The sequence below is a fragment of the Saccharopolyspora sp. NPDC049357 genome (assembly GCF_040677225.1).
In the GTDB taxonomy this organism is placed as follows: domain Bacteria; phylum Actinomycetota; class Actinomycetes; order Mycobacteriales; family Pseudonocardiaceae; genus Saccharopolyspora.
Window position 1 is genome coordinate 15,921 of record NZ_JBFAQJ010000061.1, and the last position, 14,882, is coordinate 30,802.

18 protein-coding genes are annotated in these 14,882 nt (G+C 69.2%); 8 read left to right on the forward strand and 10 right to left on the reverse strand.

The window, feature by feature from the left end; translation table 11 throughout:
* Positions 1-57: 57 nt before the first annotated feature.
* From AB0J91_RS31155 to AB0J91_RS31170, 4 genes are read left to right on the forward strand one after another with little or no spacing between them, the layout of a single operon-like run.
* Positions 58-672, forward strand: a complete 615-nt coding sequence (locus tag AB0J91_RS31155; RefSeq protein ID WP_363795281.1) for a hypothetical protein — start codon at positions 58-60, stop codon at positions 670-672.
* Positions 673-698: 26 nt separating this feature from the next.
* Positions 699-1,754 (forward strand): hypothetical protein, encoded by a 1,056-nt coding sequence (locus AB0J91_RS31160; RefSeq protein ID WP_363795283.1) that lies wholly within the window; start codon positions 699-701, stop codon positions 1,752-1,754.
* Between the two features lie 48 nt (positions 1,755-1,802).
* On the forward strand, positions 1,803-2,615 hold the full coding sequence (locus AB0J91_RS31165) for an NUDIX hydrolase (RefSeq protein WP_363876130.1): 813 nt from the start codon (positions 1,803-1,805) through the stop codon (positions 2,613-2,615).
* Positions 2,615-3,406 carry an MBL fold metallo-hydrolase gene (locus AB0J91_RS31170; RefSeq protein ID WP_363876133.1) on the forward strand — a complete coding sequence of 264 codons (792 nt, stop codon included), beginning with the start codon at positions 2,615-2,617 and terminating at the stop codon, positions 3,404-3,406. Before AB0J91_RS31165 ends, AB0J91_RS31170 begins: the two co-directional genes overlap by 1 nt.
* 27 nt (positions 3,407-3,433) lie before the next feature.
* Here AB0J91_RS31170 and AB0J91_RS31175 read toward each other — a convergent pair whose 3' ends face one another.
* From AB0J91_RS31175 to AB0J91_RS31210, 8 genes are all read right to left on the reverse strand, one after another.
* Positions 3,434-3,919 carry a Pycsar system effector family protein gene (locus AB0J91_RS31175; RefSeq protein WP_363876136.1) on the reverse strand — a complete coding sequence of 162 codons (486 nt, stop codon included), beginning with the start codon at positions 3,917-3,919 and terminating at the stop codon, positions 3,434-3,436.
* A gap of 4 nt (positions 3,920-3,923) precedes the next feature.
* On the reverse strand, positions 3,924-4,244 hold the full coding sequence (locus AB0J91_RS31180) for a hypothetical protein (protein ID WP_363876139.1): 321 nt from the start codon (positions 4,242-4,244) through the stop codon (positions 3,924-3,926).
* Positions 4,245-4,259: 15 nt separating this feature from the next.
* Positions 4,260-4,910 (reverse strand): hypothetical protein, encoded by a 651-nt coding sequence (locus AB0J91_RS31185; RefSeq protein ID WP_363876142.1) that lies wholly within the window; start codon positions 4,908-4,910, stop codon positions 4,260-4,262.
* A gap of 134 nt (positions 4,911-5,044) precedes the next feature.
* Positions 5,045-5,662 (reverse strand): Crp/Fnr family transcriptional regulator, encoded by a 618-nt coding sequence (locus AB0J91_RS31190; protein ID WP_363876145.1) that lies wholly within the window; start codon positions 5,660-5,662, stop codon positions 5,045-5,047.
* A gap of 281 nt (positions 5,663-5,943) precedes the next feature.
* Positions 5,944-7,173, reverse strand: coding sequence for an MFS transporter (locus AB0J91_RS31195; protein WP_363876148.1), 1,230 nt, complete (start codon positions 7,171-7,173; stop codon positions 5,944-5,946).
* Positions 7,174-7,525: 352 nt separating this feature from the next.
* Positions 7,526-7,792: a hypothetical protein gene (locus AB0J91_RS31200; RefSeq protein WP_363876151.1), complete on the reverse strand. Its 267-nt coding sequence runs from the start codon at positions 7,790-7,792 to the stop codon at positions 7,526-7,528.
* A 207-nt stretch (positions 7,793-7,999) separates the two neighbouring features.
* Complete coding sequence (locus AB0J91_RS31205) at positions 8,000-8,674, reverse strand: Crp/Fnr family transcriptional regulator (protein ID WP_093422841.1); 675 nt, start codon at positions 8,672-8,674, stop codon at positions 8,000-8,002.
* A gap of 93 nt (positions 8,675-8,767) precedes the next feature.
* A complete protein-coding gene (locus AB0J91_RS31210) occupies positions 8,768-9,022 on the reverse strand; it encodes a hypothetical protein (RefSeq protein ID WP_029535541.1) in 255 nt (84 codons plus the stop codon).
* 234 nt (positions 9,023-9,256) lie between these two features.
* Here AB0J91_RS31210 and nth point away from each other — a divergent pair, with 234 nt between their 5' ends.
* The 4 genes from nth to AB0J91_RS31230 all read left to right on the forward strand — a co-directional run bounded on the left by nth (position 9,257) and on the right by AB0J91_RS31230 (position 12,601).
* A complete protein-coding gene (nth, locus tag AB0J91_RS31215) occupies positions 9,257-9,994 on the forward strand; it encodes an endonuclease III (RefSeq protein ID WP_363876167.1) in 738 nt (245 codons plus the stop codon).
* Positions 9,991-10,617, forward strand: coding sequence for a TlpA disulfide reductase family protein (locus AB0J91_RS31220; RefSeq protein WP_363876154.1), 627 nt, complete (start codon positions 9,991-9,993; stop codon positions 10,615-10,617). Before nth ends, AB0J91_RS31220 begins: the two co-directional genes overlap by 4 nt.
* A 44-nt stretch (positions 10,618-10,661) precedes the next feature.
* Entirely contained in the window at positions 10,662-11,318 is a 657-nt protein-coding gene (locus AB0J91_RS31225; protein WP_363795307.1) for a CoA pyrophosphatase, read from the forward strand.
* A 98-nt stretch (positions 11,319-11,416) separates the two neighbouring features.
* On the forward strand, positions 11,417-12,601 hold the full coding sequence (locus AB0J91_RS31230) for a MarP family serine protease (protein WP_363876158.1): 1,185 nt from the start codon (positions 11,417-11,419) through the stop codon (positions 12,599-12,601).
* A gap of 186 nt (positions 12,602-12,787) precedes the next feature.
* On the opposite strand, the gene AB0J91_RS31235 is transcribed toward AB0J91_RS31230, so the two are convergent.
* Together AB0J91_RS31235 and nhaA are read right to left on the reverse strand one after the other, a co-directional pair.
* Positions 12,788-13,288, reverse strand: a complete 501-nt coding sequence (locus AB0J91_RS31235) for a phage holin family protein (RefSeq protein WP_363876161.1) — start codon at positions 13,286-13,288, stop codon at positions 12,788-12,790.
* A gap of 44 nt (positions 13,289-13,332) precedes the next feature.
* Positions 13,333-14,586 (reverse strand): Na+/H+ antiporter NhaA, encoded by a 1,254-nt coding sequence (gene nhaA / locus AB0J91_RS31240; RefSeq protein WP_363876170.1) that lies wholly within the window; start codon positions 14,584-14,586, stop codon positions 13,333-13,335.
* Positions 14,587-14,882: the final 296 nt, after the last annotated feature.

Consider the following 14,882-nt stretch of genomic DNA (forward strand, 5'->3'; position numbering starts at 1 on the left):
CGTTCGGGGGAGCGGCGGCTGGACCCGGAACCGGAGTACTAGGCATGGAGGGGCGCCGTGGCAGTGCGTGAAACCGATCTGCTGTGCCACGAACTGTTGCTTCGGTTGGCCGGCAGGTTGCCCGACCGGCACCTGTGGCGATACCGCGACTGGCTGGCCGGGGGAGCCGCCGAGGTCGTGGCGAGGCTTCTGCCGGGCACGCTGGTCCGCGAGCGCATCGCGCTCGACGACGACGATCACCGGCTGCTCTCGGACGCGCTGCTGCCGCTGGGCGCCGACCCGGCGATGGTCAACGCGATCCTGCCCGCGGTCGTGGACACCACGCCGCACTACTCGTTCACCACCGAACGTCCGACCGAGAACGTCGGCGACTCGGCGGTGCTGGTGCTCGGCGCGACGCTGCGCGGTCGCGCCGGTGTGCGCGAGGTGCGCAGCACCTGGCGGCGCCGCGACTCGGACGCCCCGAAGCTCGTCGTGCTGGTGTCCGCCTCGGACGACTGCGTCGAGCTCGCCGGGGAGATCCAGCGGGTGCTGCGGGCGCTCGGCGACTCCACGCCCTGCGTCGAGGTCGTGCCCAAGGACCTGGAACCCACCCCGTACCACCGGATGGCGATCGAAGAATCGGCGCTGGTGTGCGTGGGAGCTGAAGAATTCGCCGGTCGCCGCGGCTGAGCGGTCGGCAGCTAAAGGAGGCATTCGTGGTGGACGTTGCAGAGGCCGCCGGGCCGGTCGACCGGCTGCACAGCCTCTTGCTGGCCATGACCGGGCGCGTCGATGACGACGGCGTCGACGGCGCTCGCGAGCTGCTCGGCATGGGCTTGCCCGATGCCGGTGCGGAGTACCTCGCCGGGTGCTTGCTCGCCGGGCAGATCGAGGTGACCGCCGCGGAGCAGTACCACCTGCGCCGGGTGCTCGACGAGACGCGGTCCAACCGCCAGCTCGCCGACCGGCTCAAGGTGGTCGAGTCGCTGCTGCCGGAGAACCACAAGTTCAGCGCTCCCCACACCGACGACACCGATCTCGAACTGGCTCTCAAGCAGATCGGCGGACGTCTCGCGGGACTGCGCGGCATGTGGATCACCAACCGGACCACGCCCGCGGGCACCAGCTACGGCGCGGTGCCGCAGGGCGTGCTGCTGGCCGAGGTCGGCCCCGACGGTTCCGGGCCCGCTGTCGCCTTCCAGCTCGTCTCGGCCCTGCGCCGGGCCGGTCTGCGCTACGCGGTCGACGTCTTCGCCACCGGCGCCGACCTGCCCGAATACCACCGCGACGCGCTGTCGACGGCCCGGCGGGTGCGGTTAGAGGTAGCGCCCGCGGAAAGGGCGGCGCCCCCGGTGGTGCCACGCCCGGAGCAGGTCGTCGAGCGCAGACAAGCAGAAGAGCCCCCGGCTCCACCGCCCGCGCAGCCGGCCCCGGTGGAAGAACCTCGGCCGGAGGGGGTGTCGCACGCTGTGGCCGAGCCGCAGCACGAGTTTCCCGGTGAGCCACCCGAGGACGCACACCCCGAGACAGCGGCCGAGCAGACGGGTGTGATGATGCGCGTCCCCGCCGCGGTCGACGCCAAGTTGACCGATCGGGAGCGCAACCTGCTGCGCAAGCTGCACGAGGAGCTCGCGCACCGCGAGCAGGACGGGCCGGCGAAGCGCCAGCCCAAGGCCGAGGACGGCCGGACCTCCACCATGCCCGGCGGCACCGGTGGGTTCCCGCCGATCTCGGCGAACCAGCAGGTGTACACCTCGCAGCAGCAGCGCTGATCCTTCAGACGGTGTTCGACCGCCGGTCGCCGACATAGGGTGGCGGGCATGGATCGTTCGCTGCCAACGGGATTCGCGCCCGAGGACCGGCCGGACAAGCCCGTGCGCCCCAAGGACGCGGCAACCGTGGTGCTGCTGCGCGACGGCCCCTCGGGGCCCGAGGTGTTCCTGCAGCGCAGGGTGAAGGGCATGGCCTTCGCGGGCGGGATGACGGTGTTCCCCGGCGGCGGTGTCGACCAGCGCGACGCGGACACCTCGGTCGCCTGGAGCGGACCGGAACCCGAGTGGTGGGCGCAGCGCTTCGGCTGCACGCCGGAGGTGGCCCGCGCGCTGGTGTGCGCGGCGGTTCGCGAGACGTTCGAGGAGTCGGGCGTGCTGCTGGCCGGGCCCGATGCGTCGACGGTCGTCGAGGACACCGGTGGCTATTCCGCGGCGCGCCAAGCCCTGGTGACCAGGGAGGTTTCGCTCGCCGCCTTCCTCGCCGCGGAAGGTCTGGTGCTGCGCGCCGACCTGCTGCGCCCGTGGGCCAACTGGCTGACGCCCGAGCAGGAGCCGCGCCGCTACGACACCAGGTTCTTCCTGGCCGCGATCCCGGCAGGCCAGCGCGCGGACGCCATCACCACCGAGGCGGCCGAGGCGTACTGGGCGACGCCGCAGCAGGCGCTGACCGACTTCCGCGAGGGCCGCTGCCACCTGCTCCCGCCGACCGAGGTCACGCTCACCGAGCTCACCGAGGCCGACGACCTCGCGTCCGCGCTGAACGCCGAGCGGACGCTGACCAAGATCATGCCGAAGCTGATCGAGCGGAACGGTCGCTGGCACGCGGTGCTGCCCGGCGAGCCCGGATTCGAGGAGGCCTGATGCAGCACCCCGCCTACGGCGAGCTCCGCCCGGTCACCTCGTACGCGTCGGTGCTGCTGGCAGAGAACCCGAACCCGATGACGCTCGACGGCACGAACACGTGGGTGCTGCGCGACCCGGACTCGGGCGAGTGCGTGGTCATCGACCCGGGCCCGGACGACGCCGAGCACCTGAGCCGGGTCGCCGACCACGGGCCGGTGTCACTGGTGCTGCTCACCCACCACCACGAGGACCACACCGCCGGTGTGGCGGAGTTCGTGCAGCGCACCGGGGCTCCCGTGCGCGCGCTCGACCCGAAGCTGTGCCACGGTGCCGAGCCGATCGCCGACGGGGAACCGATCGACGCGGCAGGCCTGCAACTGCGGGTGCTGACCACGGCGGGCCACACGGCGGACTCGGTCTGCTTCGTCGCCGAGCACGACGAACCGGCGGTGTTCACCGGCGACAGCATCCTCGGCCGAGGCACCACGGTCGTCGCCCACCCCGACGGTCACCTGGGCTCCTACCTCGATTCGCTGCGCAAGATCGCGTCCCTGCCACCGGGCGTCCGCGCGTTGCCGGGCCACGGCCCGGAACTCGACGACGCCCGCGCGGTGGCCGAGCACTACCTCGACCACCGCAGGCAACGCCTCGCCCAGGTCCGCCAGGCCCTCGGCGACCTCGGCCCGGGAGCCACCCCGCGCCAGGTGGTCGAACTCGTCTACGCCGACGTCGACCCCGCGGTCTGGCCGGCAGCAGACCTCACGGTCCAAGCCCAACTCAACTACCTCCACGACCACGACGACCTCTGACGGGAGACACCGACACCACGCAATTGTTCAGATGAGCAGGGCGGTCAACGCCGAACTCGGCAATGCGCAGCTGAGGAGATGTATCGCCCAGCGCACCGTCCGCAGCTTTCGTTCGGCGATGCGGCTGTTCTCCCAGAGCTGTTCGAGGATCAGCCTCTGCAGTCGACCTTCCCGATTCAGTGCTCCTTGAATTGCCTTGCGAAACGTTCGTGGGCTGGGGTATCGATCGGCAATGTGTCGGAAGTAGATAGAGGGACCATGTCCCCGAGCAGCTCGTAAGCGAGGAAGGAAGGCGTGCAACGCGAGCAGGGCGCTTGTACCGACCAGCGCGAGACTGGTCACCGCAAACCCGGCTCGCCACGGGTCTTCGGGCCAGTTCGCAGGCGGCGGAAAGCCGCGCAACAACAGCCCGCCTAACACCCCTGCCCCTGTAGTGGTGGCGGCGGCCTTCGCGTCGGCGACCTTGATCCACTCGTTGACCTGCTGCAACGCCTTCCAGGCGTCCTCGGTCACCATGTCAGTCTTGAGGGCTCTGGTCGTCATCGTTGGATTTGGCGAGGAAGCGAGCTATAGCGTTGACAGCCTCACCCAGCTGTTGGGTGAGGCGGGCGAATTCCCGCTGCCAGTCATTGAAATTTCCTGGTGGTCCATCGAGGGGCCACTGAGTTCCGGGCTCGTCTGGGCGGTCCAGCCGCCCCTTGATGCCGAAGGTCGAACTCGCTGCGTTAACCGCGTTGCAGAAGATGTTCACAGCGATGGCTTGCGGGTTCGTGGGTGCATACGCGTGGGTGTCGGTCTCGGATTCGCGTTGGGGCGGCCGGGGCTCTCCAGATGACATCCAGGCTCCTCGGCTCTAGCGCAGTACGCCGAAGTTGGCGAAGTTTGCGTGGACAGGGGCACAAAACCTGTTGACGACGAAGGTTTGGGGACAAGACGTGGGTGCGGCGGTGGTCGAGGGAATCGCACGCGTGATCGGCACGTAGAGCCAGGCGTGCTCGTTGAACTCTTTCTCCTGCAGCACGATCGGCTGCATGTCCTCCGGCACGAGCGCGGTGTGACCGTGCTGAACGATGTCCTGATAGATGCGGTCGGACAAGGCGACGACCAGATCGGTGTCGGTGATGTCGGTCAGAGCTCGGCGCAGCGGCTCGCAGTCGCGGATCCGGTGCACGACCACAGCGCCTTGGCCGGAGTAGCCGTTGCAGTCCGGGATCGCAACGCCCACATGGATGGCCAACCGCAGCCGAAGCCGAGCTTCGGGTTTGAGGTCCTTGTTGTGGCGAGTGAGCGCACGCGCCAATTCGCGGACGAAGTCGTCGACGACTACGGTTTCGGGCTGGTCATCGGGCAGGACGGCGAACTCTCCGTCGCCCTGCGGCTGCCGATCCCAACGGCTGCGGTCAAGTCCGCAGCGCTGCGCTGCGAAGTCGAGAACGGCATGCAGGCCCTTCTGGATGGCATGCTGCCGTTGGTCATCCTGGCTGCCGTACTTCTCGGCGTCCACGGCTAGGCAGAGTCGGCGGCGAACTAGTTCCGTCATCACTCAAAAGCCCCTTTCACGTAGCCGGGCGACACAGTCAGCTACGTAAAGGAGATGTTGCTACGACATAGGGATGAAGAAGGCGCATTAGTGCGGCTTCAGCTCTCCTTTTTTGCAACTCTCTGTAACTCAGGGCGGTTTGTGATGGTTACCTTTCGGTAGCCTTGGTCGATCGCCCCGATCCGATCGAGCTCCTTGAGCGCGTCCTGGGTAACTCGCTTCCCGGCTCCGGCGAGTTGTGCGAGTTCTTCCTGCCCGAGCGGTATCTCGTACCGGTCGAGTTCGCGGAGATCGCCGTAGGACTCCGCGATCTGCTCCAGGACCCGAGCTACGCGCGTTTTCGCGTCGTGGTTCGAGAAGTCGAGGCGGCGTTCGTCGGCCCATCGGAGCCGGTGCCCGAGTACCTGCAGCAGCTTCAACGTCACTGACGAGTGCTCGCGCAGCAGGTTGGCGAAGAGGCCGGCCTCGATCCATCTCGCGCGAACATGGTTGAACGCCGTGACATCCGCATACCGAAGCCGGTCTTCGAGCACGCCCATTTCACCGAGAAGGTCGCCGCCGAACCGCAACGCCAGCAGAGTCAGGTCGCCGTCCGCGTCCCGAACGGTCACTTTGGCGACTCCGCTGAGCAGCAGGACGACATGGGACGGGTAGTCGCCTTGCGCCAGAATTTTCTCGCCCGGCTGGTACCTCCTTGGTGCACCGAGCTCGCTCAACAGGGAGCGGCCACGTTGATCGAGCGAGCCCAGCAGAGTGTGCGCTGGCCAATGTGCAGCTTCAAGCACCGGCGGTCGGTCGTGGACGACCGTCCTCCTCCCCCAGGGCGTTCGGATGTGACAACACCGTGCCGTCGGCCAGGCGCCGCAGCACCGTTTCATGGTCTTCTGACGGTATTCATCCGCGTCACCGCTGATTGTGTAATCGGAACGAGGCCACCCATTTGGACTCACACCTGCTCGGGCATGAGGGGGTATCTGCGCTGCTTGTCGAACCCGCCTCAGCTGCTGGCGAGGGTGAGGTTGGTGCGGGTGGGGAGGAGGGTGTTGCGGCGGAGGTAGAGGACCGCGGCGAGGGCGGCTCCCGCTGCTCCGGCGACCAGGAACGCCGTCGGGGGCCCGGCGAGTTCGACGAGCTGACCGCTGATGGACTGGCCGATGGCCGAGCCCAGCGTCACCGACGTGACCACCCAGCCGAACGCCTCCGCTGCGGTGCCGGGCGGGGCCGCGAACTCGACCGCGACCGAGTGGGCCGTCGACTGCGGGGTGATCAGGCAGCCCGCGACCAGCAGCATCAGCGCCAGGCCCAGCAGCGTCGTCGGGAGCGCGAGCAGCGCGACCAGGCCCGCGAAGCCCAGCAGCAGCGCGGGCAGCCGCAGGTGCATCGGACGCGGCCAGGGGTGCACGCCGTAGACCACGCCGACCGCGACCGAACTGACCGAGGCCAGGCTCATCAGCAGCCCGCCCATCGTGGGCTGACCCGCCTCGACGGCGGCGGCCGGTACCGCGACCTCGATGAAGCCGATCACCACGCCGAAGCCCAGCGCGGCCAGCGCGACCGTGCGCATCCCCGGAGCCGCGATCGCGCCCAGCATGGCGCCCGCGTGCTCGCTCGGGTCCGGCCGCTGCGTGCGGGCCGCGCGCGTCGAGGCGAAGCCGACGCTGCCCAGCACCATGCAGGCCGAGCCGACCACGACGCCGGTGCCCGCCCACGGCATCGCCACCAGCAGGCCCGCCAGGCCCGGCCCGAGGATGAAGAAGACCTCGAGGCTGATCGCCTCGTAGGAGAACGCCGCCTCGCGGACGCGGCCCGCGGGCAGCAGGTGTCCCCACAGTGCGCGCGAAGCCGAACCGATGTTGGGCTGCAGCAGGCCCATCGCGAACGCGCCCGCCACCACCAGCGGTGTCGAGGCGTCCAGCTCGATCGCGGCCAGCGTCGCCACCACGGAGGCCGTGAACAGCGCTGAGGTGATGTACAGCGGCTTCGACGGGCCGATCCGGTCGACGATCCTGCCCTGCACGACCGAGCCCATCGCCACGCCGATCAGCTCGGCGGCCGAGACCGCGCCCGCGATCGCGAACGACGAGCTCTCCCGCTGCATGTAGAGCAGCAGGGCCATGCCGATCATCGCGATCGGCAGCCGGCCCAGCAGTGAGGTCACGACGGGGGTGCGGGCTCCGGGTGTGGTCAGGGCGGCGCGGTAGTCGGCCAGCGACGTGGATGTGGACACGCGTACCAGTATGCAGATTGTGGTACGCCGGTACCAACCTGTTTTTCACCTGCTGGGGGCTGGTTGAGTGACGTTCATTACTCAGAACGGGTGATGTGTGCAACCGTCCCCTCGGGACGCACGTCTTGGTTGGTGAAAGGGGGTTGCTGGACAGCACGGGCTTCCAGCATCTTCGAAGGGGAGACAACTCCACACAGACCCCTCCGGTGCCGAGGATTCGGGGCCGAAGCATCGGAGGACCGGGGAAGCGTGGTTAGTCGTCGGGGGACGAACCACGCGAATGTGAAGGGGCTGGAGCGCCACGTCGGGGGTGGCGCCCAGCCCCTTCACATGCTTGTTCGTGGGGAGCCGGTCAGCAGCCGCCTCCGCCGCCTCCACCGTCGCCCCCTCCGAAGCCGCCCCCGCCCCCGCCGTCGCCCCCGGAGCCACCGCCGTCGAAGCTGCCCAAGCCGCCGTGGTGGCTGCCGCTGCTCGCGCTGGAGCCCAAGAACGATCCGTCGGCCCGCTTGCGGCGACGGCCGTCGATCCGGTTGGACCTGCTCATCGCCGTCCGCACCGTCACCAGGAACGCGATCGCCAGGACGACTGCCACCAGCGCGATCAACATTGCGGAATTCATCCACAGACCCCTTTCGCCTCTGCGTCCTGCCGTTGGACGTGGCGGGGGTGACGCGGGTTGCGGCTGAGGCTCAACGTGAAATTCACGGACGCGCTCCGACCGGCCGCGCGCACGCGAATGACGCGCGTCGGCTGAAGAACCCGGGAAGGAGCCCCGGACTCTTCGGCCGACGCGCGTCAGCTTCGCGATATGTAGTGACGTCGCCGCTCAGCGAGCGCGGCGGGCCAAGCGCTCCGGATCCAGGATCAGCACGCTCTTGCCCTCAAGGCGCAGCCAGCCGCGGTGCGCGAAGTCCGCGAGCGCCTTGTTCACGGTCTCCCGCGAGGCGCCGACGTACTGCGCGATCTCTTCCTGCGTCAGGTCGTGTGTGACCCGCAGCAGACCCGCTTCCTGGCTGCCGAAGCGCTGCGCGAGCTGCAGCAGCGCCTTGGCAACGCGCCCCGGAACGTCGGTGAAGATCAGGTCGGCGAGCATGCCGTTCGTGCGGCGCAGGCGGCGAGCCACCACGCGCAGCAGCTGCTCGGCGATCTCCGGACGCGTGGCGATCCACTGCCGCAGAGCGCCGCGGTCCATGCTCAACGCGCGCACCTCGGTGACCGTGGTCGCGGTCGAAGTCCGCGGCCCGGGGTCGAAGATGGACAGCTCGCCGAACATGTCCGACGGCCCCATGATCGCCAGCAGGTTCTCCCTGCCGTCCGGGGATTTGCGTCCGAGCTTCACCTTGCCGGACTGAATGATGTAGAGCCGGTCACCCGGCTCGCCCTCGGCGAAAATCACGTGTCCGCGCGGGAACTCGATAGGTTCCAGCGACTGTGCCAGTGCCTCCGCCGCGGCCGGCTCCACGCCTTGGAAGATGCCGGCTCGGGCCAGGGTCTCGTCCACCTCGTCCCTCCATGTTGAGACGCGGCGGCTGTCTGTGGTGCCGGACCCGCGTCAGCGTGTCTGGCGATGTGCCGCCGATCACTACCAGTGATTCTAAGACTGGTCGCGCGAACGGCGAGTACGCAGCCTACCGGCGCGTCCCACCCTGCGTAGCTGGAAAAGCTCCAGCGCACGTCCAATACCTTGCCGGAACAGCGCCCGCACCTCATCAGGCCGGGCGTTCTCCAGCAACTCCTCCACCTCGTTCTCTTGCACCGCCACATGCCGCAGGCGGGCTTCCACGCGCTCCATGAAGAGCGTGAAGAACATGATCACGAGCGGTACGACGATGACGAACCAGGCAGCCATCATGGTGTGAATCCTCGCTCATACCTTCGACGCCGGTTCAACCGGGGGTCGATTCGCAGGGCCGGTGACAGTACCGCCACTTTCCGTGTCCGTGCTCCTCCGTAGTCTGGTGGGGTGCCGGAGCCTGCCCGAAACACCCGCGCCAAGTCCGCTGGAACATCTCCTGACCAGGTCGTATCCCGGTCCAGGAAGAAGGAGGAGACCCAGTTGGGGCTCGTCCGGCGAGCGAGGCGCATGCTGCGCGCCCTCGACGAAGCCTATCCGGACGCGCATTGCGAGCTCGATTTCAACACGCCTCTGGAACTGGCGGTCGCGACCATCCTGTCCGCCCAGTGCACCGACAAGCGGGTCAACGAGGTCACGCCCGCGCTGTTCCGCCTGTACCCGACGGCCGCGGCTTACGCCGGCGCCGAGCGGACCGAGCTGGAGGAGATGATCCGGTCCACCGGCTTCTACCGGAACAAGGCGGCGTCGCTGATGGGGCTGGGTGCCGCGCTCGTCGACAAGTACGGCGGCGAGGTTCCCGGAAAGCTCGATCAGCTGGTCAAGCTGCCCGGGATCGGGCGGAAGACCGCCAACGTGATCCTCGGCAACGCCTTCGACGTCCCGGGCATCACCGTGGACACCCACTTCGGACGCCTGGTGCGCCGGTGGGGCTGGACCGATCTGGAAGACGCGGTCAAGGTCGAGCACGCGATCGGCGAGCTGATCCCCCGCAAGGAGTGGACGATGCTGTCCCACCGGGTGATCTTCCACGGCCGCCGGGTCTGCCACTCCCGCAAACCGGCCTGCGGCGCGTGCCTGCTGGCCAAGGACTGCCCCTCCTACGGGGACGGGCCGACCGATCACGTGGAGGCCGCCAAGCTGGTCAGGGGTCCGGAGACGCCGCGGCTGCTGGAGCTGGCGGGCATCGTCGACGAGGTCCCGGACAAGACCATCGAGAGCCAGGCGGCCAAGGAGCCGGTGGCGTGAACCTCCGTGCCTACCGGTCCGAGATCCAGTGGACCGTCGTGGTCGTCGTGCTCGCCGTCCTCGCGGCGATCGCGCTCTGGCCGCGCGACCACGAGCAGCAGGGCCCTTCCGCGGCTCCGCCGCCACCGGCGGAGCGGATCGATCCGCAGCAGCGCGCCGCCGCCGCGCTGGAGCCGTGCCCGGCCGGAACCGGCGGACCCGCCGAACTGGCGGGCACGACGCTGCAGTGCCTGGCCGACGGCCGACCCGTCGACCTGGCCGGTACGGCCTCGGGCGGACCGGCGCTGATCAACCTCTGGGCCACCTGGTGCGTTCCCTGCCGCACCGAGCTGCCCGCGTTGCAGGCCTACAGCACCGAGCCCGGAGCCGTCCGGGTGCTGGGCGTGCAGGTCGACAGCGGCGCGGCGGAGGGTCTTGACCTACTGCGCGCGCTGGGCGTTCACTTCCCGAACGTGCATGACGGCGACAACCGCGCGCGGGCAGCGCTGCGGTCTCCCAACGTGCTGCCGGTCAGCTACGTGGTGACCGCCTCCGGCGAGGTGCGGCGCATCGATCCACCGGTCGCGTTCGAATCCCCGCACGAGGTTCGGGCCGCCGTCGAACGAACCCTGGGGGGTCAGTGAGCGACAACGGACCGCTGGTCGATCCCGCTGACCTGCCCGAATGGATGCGGACGCTGGTCAAGCGCACCGCCGACCTCGACCCCGGGCACTTCGGCTGGCCGAGGGACTCGCCGCCGTCCTCCGCCCGCGCCGCCGCGGTGCTGATCCTGCTCGGCGAAGGCGAGCAGGGCCCCGAGGTGCTGCTCCTGCGCCGCGCCGACGGGCTCAACTCGCACCCCGGTCAGGTTGCCTTCCCCGGAGGGGCGCTCGACGATGTCGATTCCGGGCCGGTGGACGCCGCGCTGCGTGAGGCCGTCGAGGAGGTGGGGGTGCGGGTCGAGGGCGTCCGGCCGGTGGCGACCCTGCCGGAACTGCACGTTCCGCACAGCGGTTTCCGGGTGACCCCGGTGCTCGCGCACTGGGTCGAGCCGTCGCCGGTCGCGGCGGTCGACCCGGGTGAGACCGCGGCCGTGGCCCGGGTGCCGATCTCCTGGCTCGCCGACCCGGAGAACCGGGTGAGAGTGCGGCTGAGCAGCGGAATGGCGGGTCCGGCGTTCCTGGTCCCGGGGATGCTCGTCTGGGGGTTCACCGGCGGGCTGCTGGCCGGACTGCTGGAACTGGCCGGTTGGTCGCGCAGCTGGAACCGGGCCGACGTGCGCGAGCTGGACGAAGCCTGGCGGGCGGCCGAAGAGGCCGACGACATCGGACTGGGGCGTTCCTGAGGGGTGGCGAAGACCTCCTTGGAAGCCCGGCTTGGCCGTTCTGTTGTCGAACCATGAGACGGTGGTGCGGCTGATCGTCCAGAGCGAGGGGTGAGTGGGTGAACTGGGTCGACCTGCTGGTGGTGCTGCTGGCACTGCTCGCTGCGGTCTCCGGGGCTCGGAGCGGTCTGGTCACCGCACTGCTGTCCTTCGTGGGCGTGTTCGTCGGGGCCGTGGTGGGGCTGAAGGTGGCGCCGCTGCTGCTGGACACCCTGGACAGCCCGGTCGCCCGGCTGGCCTTCGGCGTCGGCATCGTGGTCCTGCTGGTCGCCTTCGGTGAGACCTTCGGGATGTGGGCGGGCCGCGAGCTGCGGGACCGGATCACCTCGCCCCGGATCGCAGGGGTCGACAACGCGCTGGGATCGGTGCTGCAGTTCATCGCGGTGCTGGTGGTGGCCTGGCTGGTGGCGCTGCCGTTCACCTCGGCCACCGCGCTGCCCGGTCTGGCGGCGGCGCTGAGCCGTTCGCAGGTGCTCGGCGCGGTCAACTCGGTGATGCCCCCGCAGGCCAGGGCGCTGCCCAACGACCTGCGCGAGATGCTCGGGATGTCGGGCTTCCCGGAGGCACTGGAACCCTTCTCGGAGACCCCGGTCGCCGAGATCGCACCACCCGACCCGGCGCTGGCCGGCAGCGAGGTGGTGCGCAACGCGCAGCTCAGCGTGGTCAAGATCCGCGGCAGGGCGACTTCGTGCGCCCGCGCGCTGGAGGGCACCGGTTTCGTCGTCGCGCCGCACCGGGTGATGACCAACGCGCACGTCGTGGCGGGTACCGACCGGGTGGCCATCGAGATCGGGCGCGGCGACTTCGAGGCCGAGGTCGTGATGTACAAGCCGGACGTGGACCTGGCGATCCTGGCGGTGCCGGACCTCGACGCCGAGGCGATGACGTTCGCATCGCAGTCGGCTCACCCCGGCAACGACACGATCGCGCTCGGTTACCCGCTCGACGGGCCCTACACGGCTTCGGCAGGCCGCGTCCGGGAGCGCATCCGGTTGCGCGGGCCGGACATCTACGACAACGCGACCGTGGTCCGCGACGTCTACACGGTCCGCGGGCGGGTGCAGAGCGGCAACTCCGGCGGACCGCTGATCAACCCCCAGGGAGACGTGGTCGGTGTCGTCTTCGGTGCGGCCGTCGACGACCCGGAGACGGGCTTCGCCCTCACGGCCGACGAGGTCGCCGACGAGGTGGAGGTGGCTCCGCGGCTGGACACCCCGGTACCCACGGGCAACTGCACGAACTGATCCCGGAGGCGCGGGCGGTCTTTGTCCAGACCGCCCATGATCAATGTCCTCTTCGTCCGGACAGTTCGGACCACAACCGCCCACCGGTGAGTTCCCCGCACTCCCGAGCAGGGGCCTGAGGTGCGAAAAACCGCGGCCGACCTGGGTCCGCCGCGGTTTTCCACGTGGGTGTGAGCGCCCGATCCGTCAGCCTCCGGCCGGCTCCTCGGACTGGCGGCGCTTGGTGATGTTCTTGGTCTCCTTGAGGGACGCCATCGTGCGCTTCGGCGCGCTGAGCTTGCGGACCTTCAGGAAGCCGAGCAGCCCGAAGAGACCGGCGACCAGCAGCATCGCCAGGAAGACGATGCCGAACGAGGCCCAGCGCCACAGGCCGAGCGCGTTCAGGCCCTCCGCGGCGGTGAAGAACAGGAAGAACAGGCTGAAACCCAGCACGCACAGCGCCAGGATGAAGAAGACGCTGCCCTTGAGGGCCTTCTTGACCTCACCGGCGATCTCGGACTTGGCGAGCTCCACCTCGGAGCGAACCAGCGTGGACAGGTGCGTCGTTGCGTCTTTGACCAACGCGCCGATGGACTGCCCGTCGGGAGCTGTGCCCTCCTCGGACAACGGGATGGAGTTGACCGAACTCCACTCCGCACCTTCGCGGCTGCCGTTGGTGCTCTTCTGGGCGCTGTTCACGCGAACCATCGTGCCACGGTAGATCACTCCCTTGCTCAGCGACTCGCGATGCGTTACCCGTGAGTGACATTCCCACCGGGCTCATCAGCGGCTTCGCCGTTGAACTTGCGTCCCCTGCGGACCAGCGCCGCAGCGGCCAGCAGCGAGGCGACCGCGGAGGCGATGAGCACCGCGGCCTTGGCGCGCTCGGCGGCCGCGCCCTCCAGCGCGAGTTCGGTGATGAGCAGGCTGACCGTGAACCCGACGCCGCCGAGCATCGCCAGCGCGCCCATGTCCATCCAGGACACCGAGCTCGGTTTGTCGCCGATGCGCAGCTTCACCGCGATGAACGACGTGACGAAGATGCCGACGAACTTGCCGACCACCAGGCCGACCATCACGCCGATCGCGACCCGGTCCTCGAACATCGACGTCAGGGCCTCGCCGTTGACGGGGACCCCGGCCGCGAAGAACGCGAACACCGGCACCACCAGGCCCGCCGACCACGGCTGCAACCGGTGCTCCAGCCGCATCGCCGGGGAAGCCCCTTCCTCGGGGTCGGTGCGGACGCGGGTGAGCAGGCCCAGCGCGACGCCGGCGATCGTGGCGTGGATTCCGCAGCTGTGCACCGCGATCCAGGTCGCGATGGCCAGCGGCACGTAGATCCACGGCGAGCGGATGCGCTTGTGCTGGAGGAACCAGTACAGCGCGCACAGCGCGACGGCGGCCAGCAGCGCCAGCAGGTTCAGGCCGGAGGTGAACACGACCGCGATCACGATGATGCCGCCGAGGTCGTCGACCACCGCGAGGCTGAGCAGGAACACCCGGGCCGCGGTCGGCATCCAGGAACCGGTCAGCGCGAGGACGCCGAGCGCGAAGGCGATGTCGGTGGCCACCGGGATCGCCCACGCGGTCTCGTGACCGGGTGCGCCGATGCTGACCGCGAACGCCAGTCCGGCGGGCACGATCATCCCGCCGATCGCGGCGATCACCGGCAGCAGCGCGCTGCGGATGTTGGACAGCTCGCCGATCACCAGCTCGCGCTTGAGCTCCAGGCCGGCGACGAAGAAGAAGATCGCGAGCAGACCGTCCTTGGCCCACTCGCCGATGCTGAGGTCGAGGTGCAGCAGGTGCGGCCCGACCTCGAAGTCGCGGATCGCGGTGTAGAAGGCGCTCGCGGGGGAGTTGGCCAGCAGCAGCGCGATGGCCGCGGCGGCGAGCAGCACCATGCCGCCGACGGTTTCGGTGCGCAGGTAAGCGCCGAAGTCGAAGGTGCGGGCGCGGTTGCGGGCGTCGGACAAAGCGGCTCCGTTCGTGGACAGCACGATTTCGTCGCCGACCAGACTTCCCGGCACACCTGCAGCCGAGCCTAACATCCGTCTGGTCGATCACTTGCCCGCTCAAGCATCTCCGCGATGCTGTTCGCGCAGCTCAGAGCGGATGTGCAAGAAAAATGGGAGGGCGCCCGCGCGATGCGGACGCCCTCCCACGAACTGCGTTGACGATCAGTCGTCGCCGGACTTGAGGCCCTTGGAGATGAGGTCCATGACCGAGGAGTCGGCGAGGGTGGAGACGTCGCCGACTTCGCGGTTCTCGGCGACGTCGCGCAGCAGGCGGCGCATGA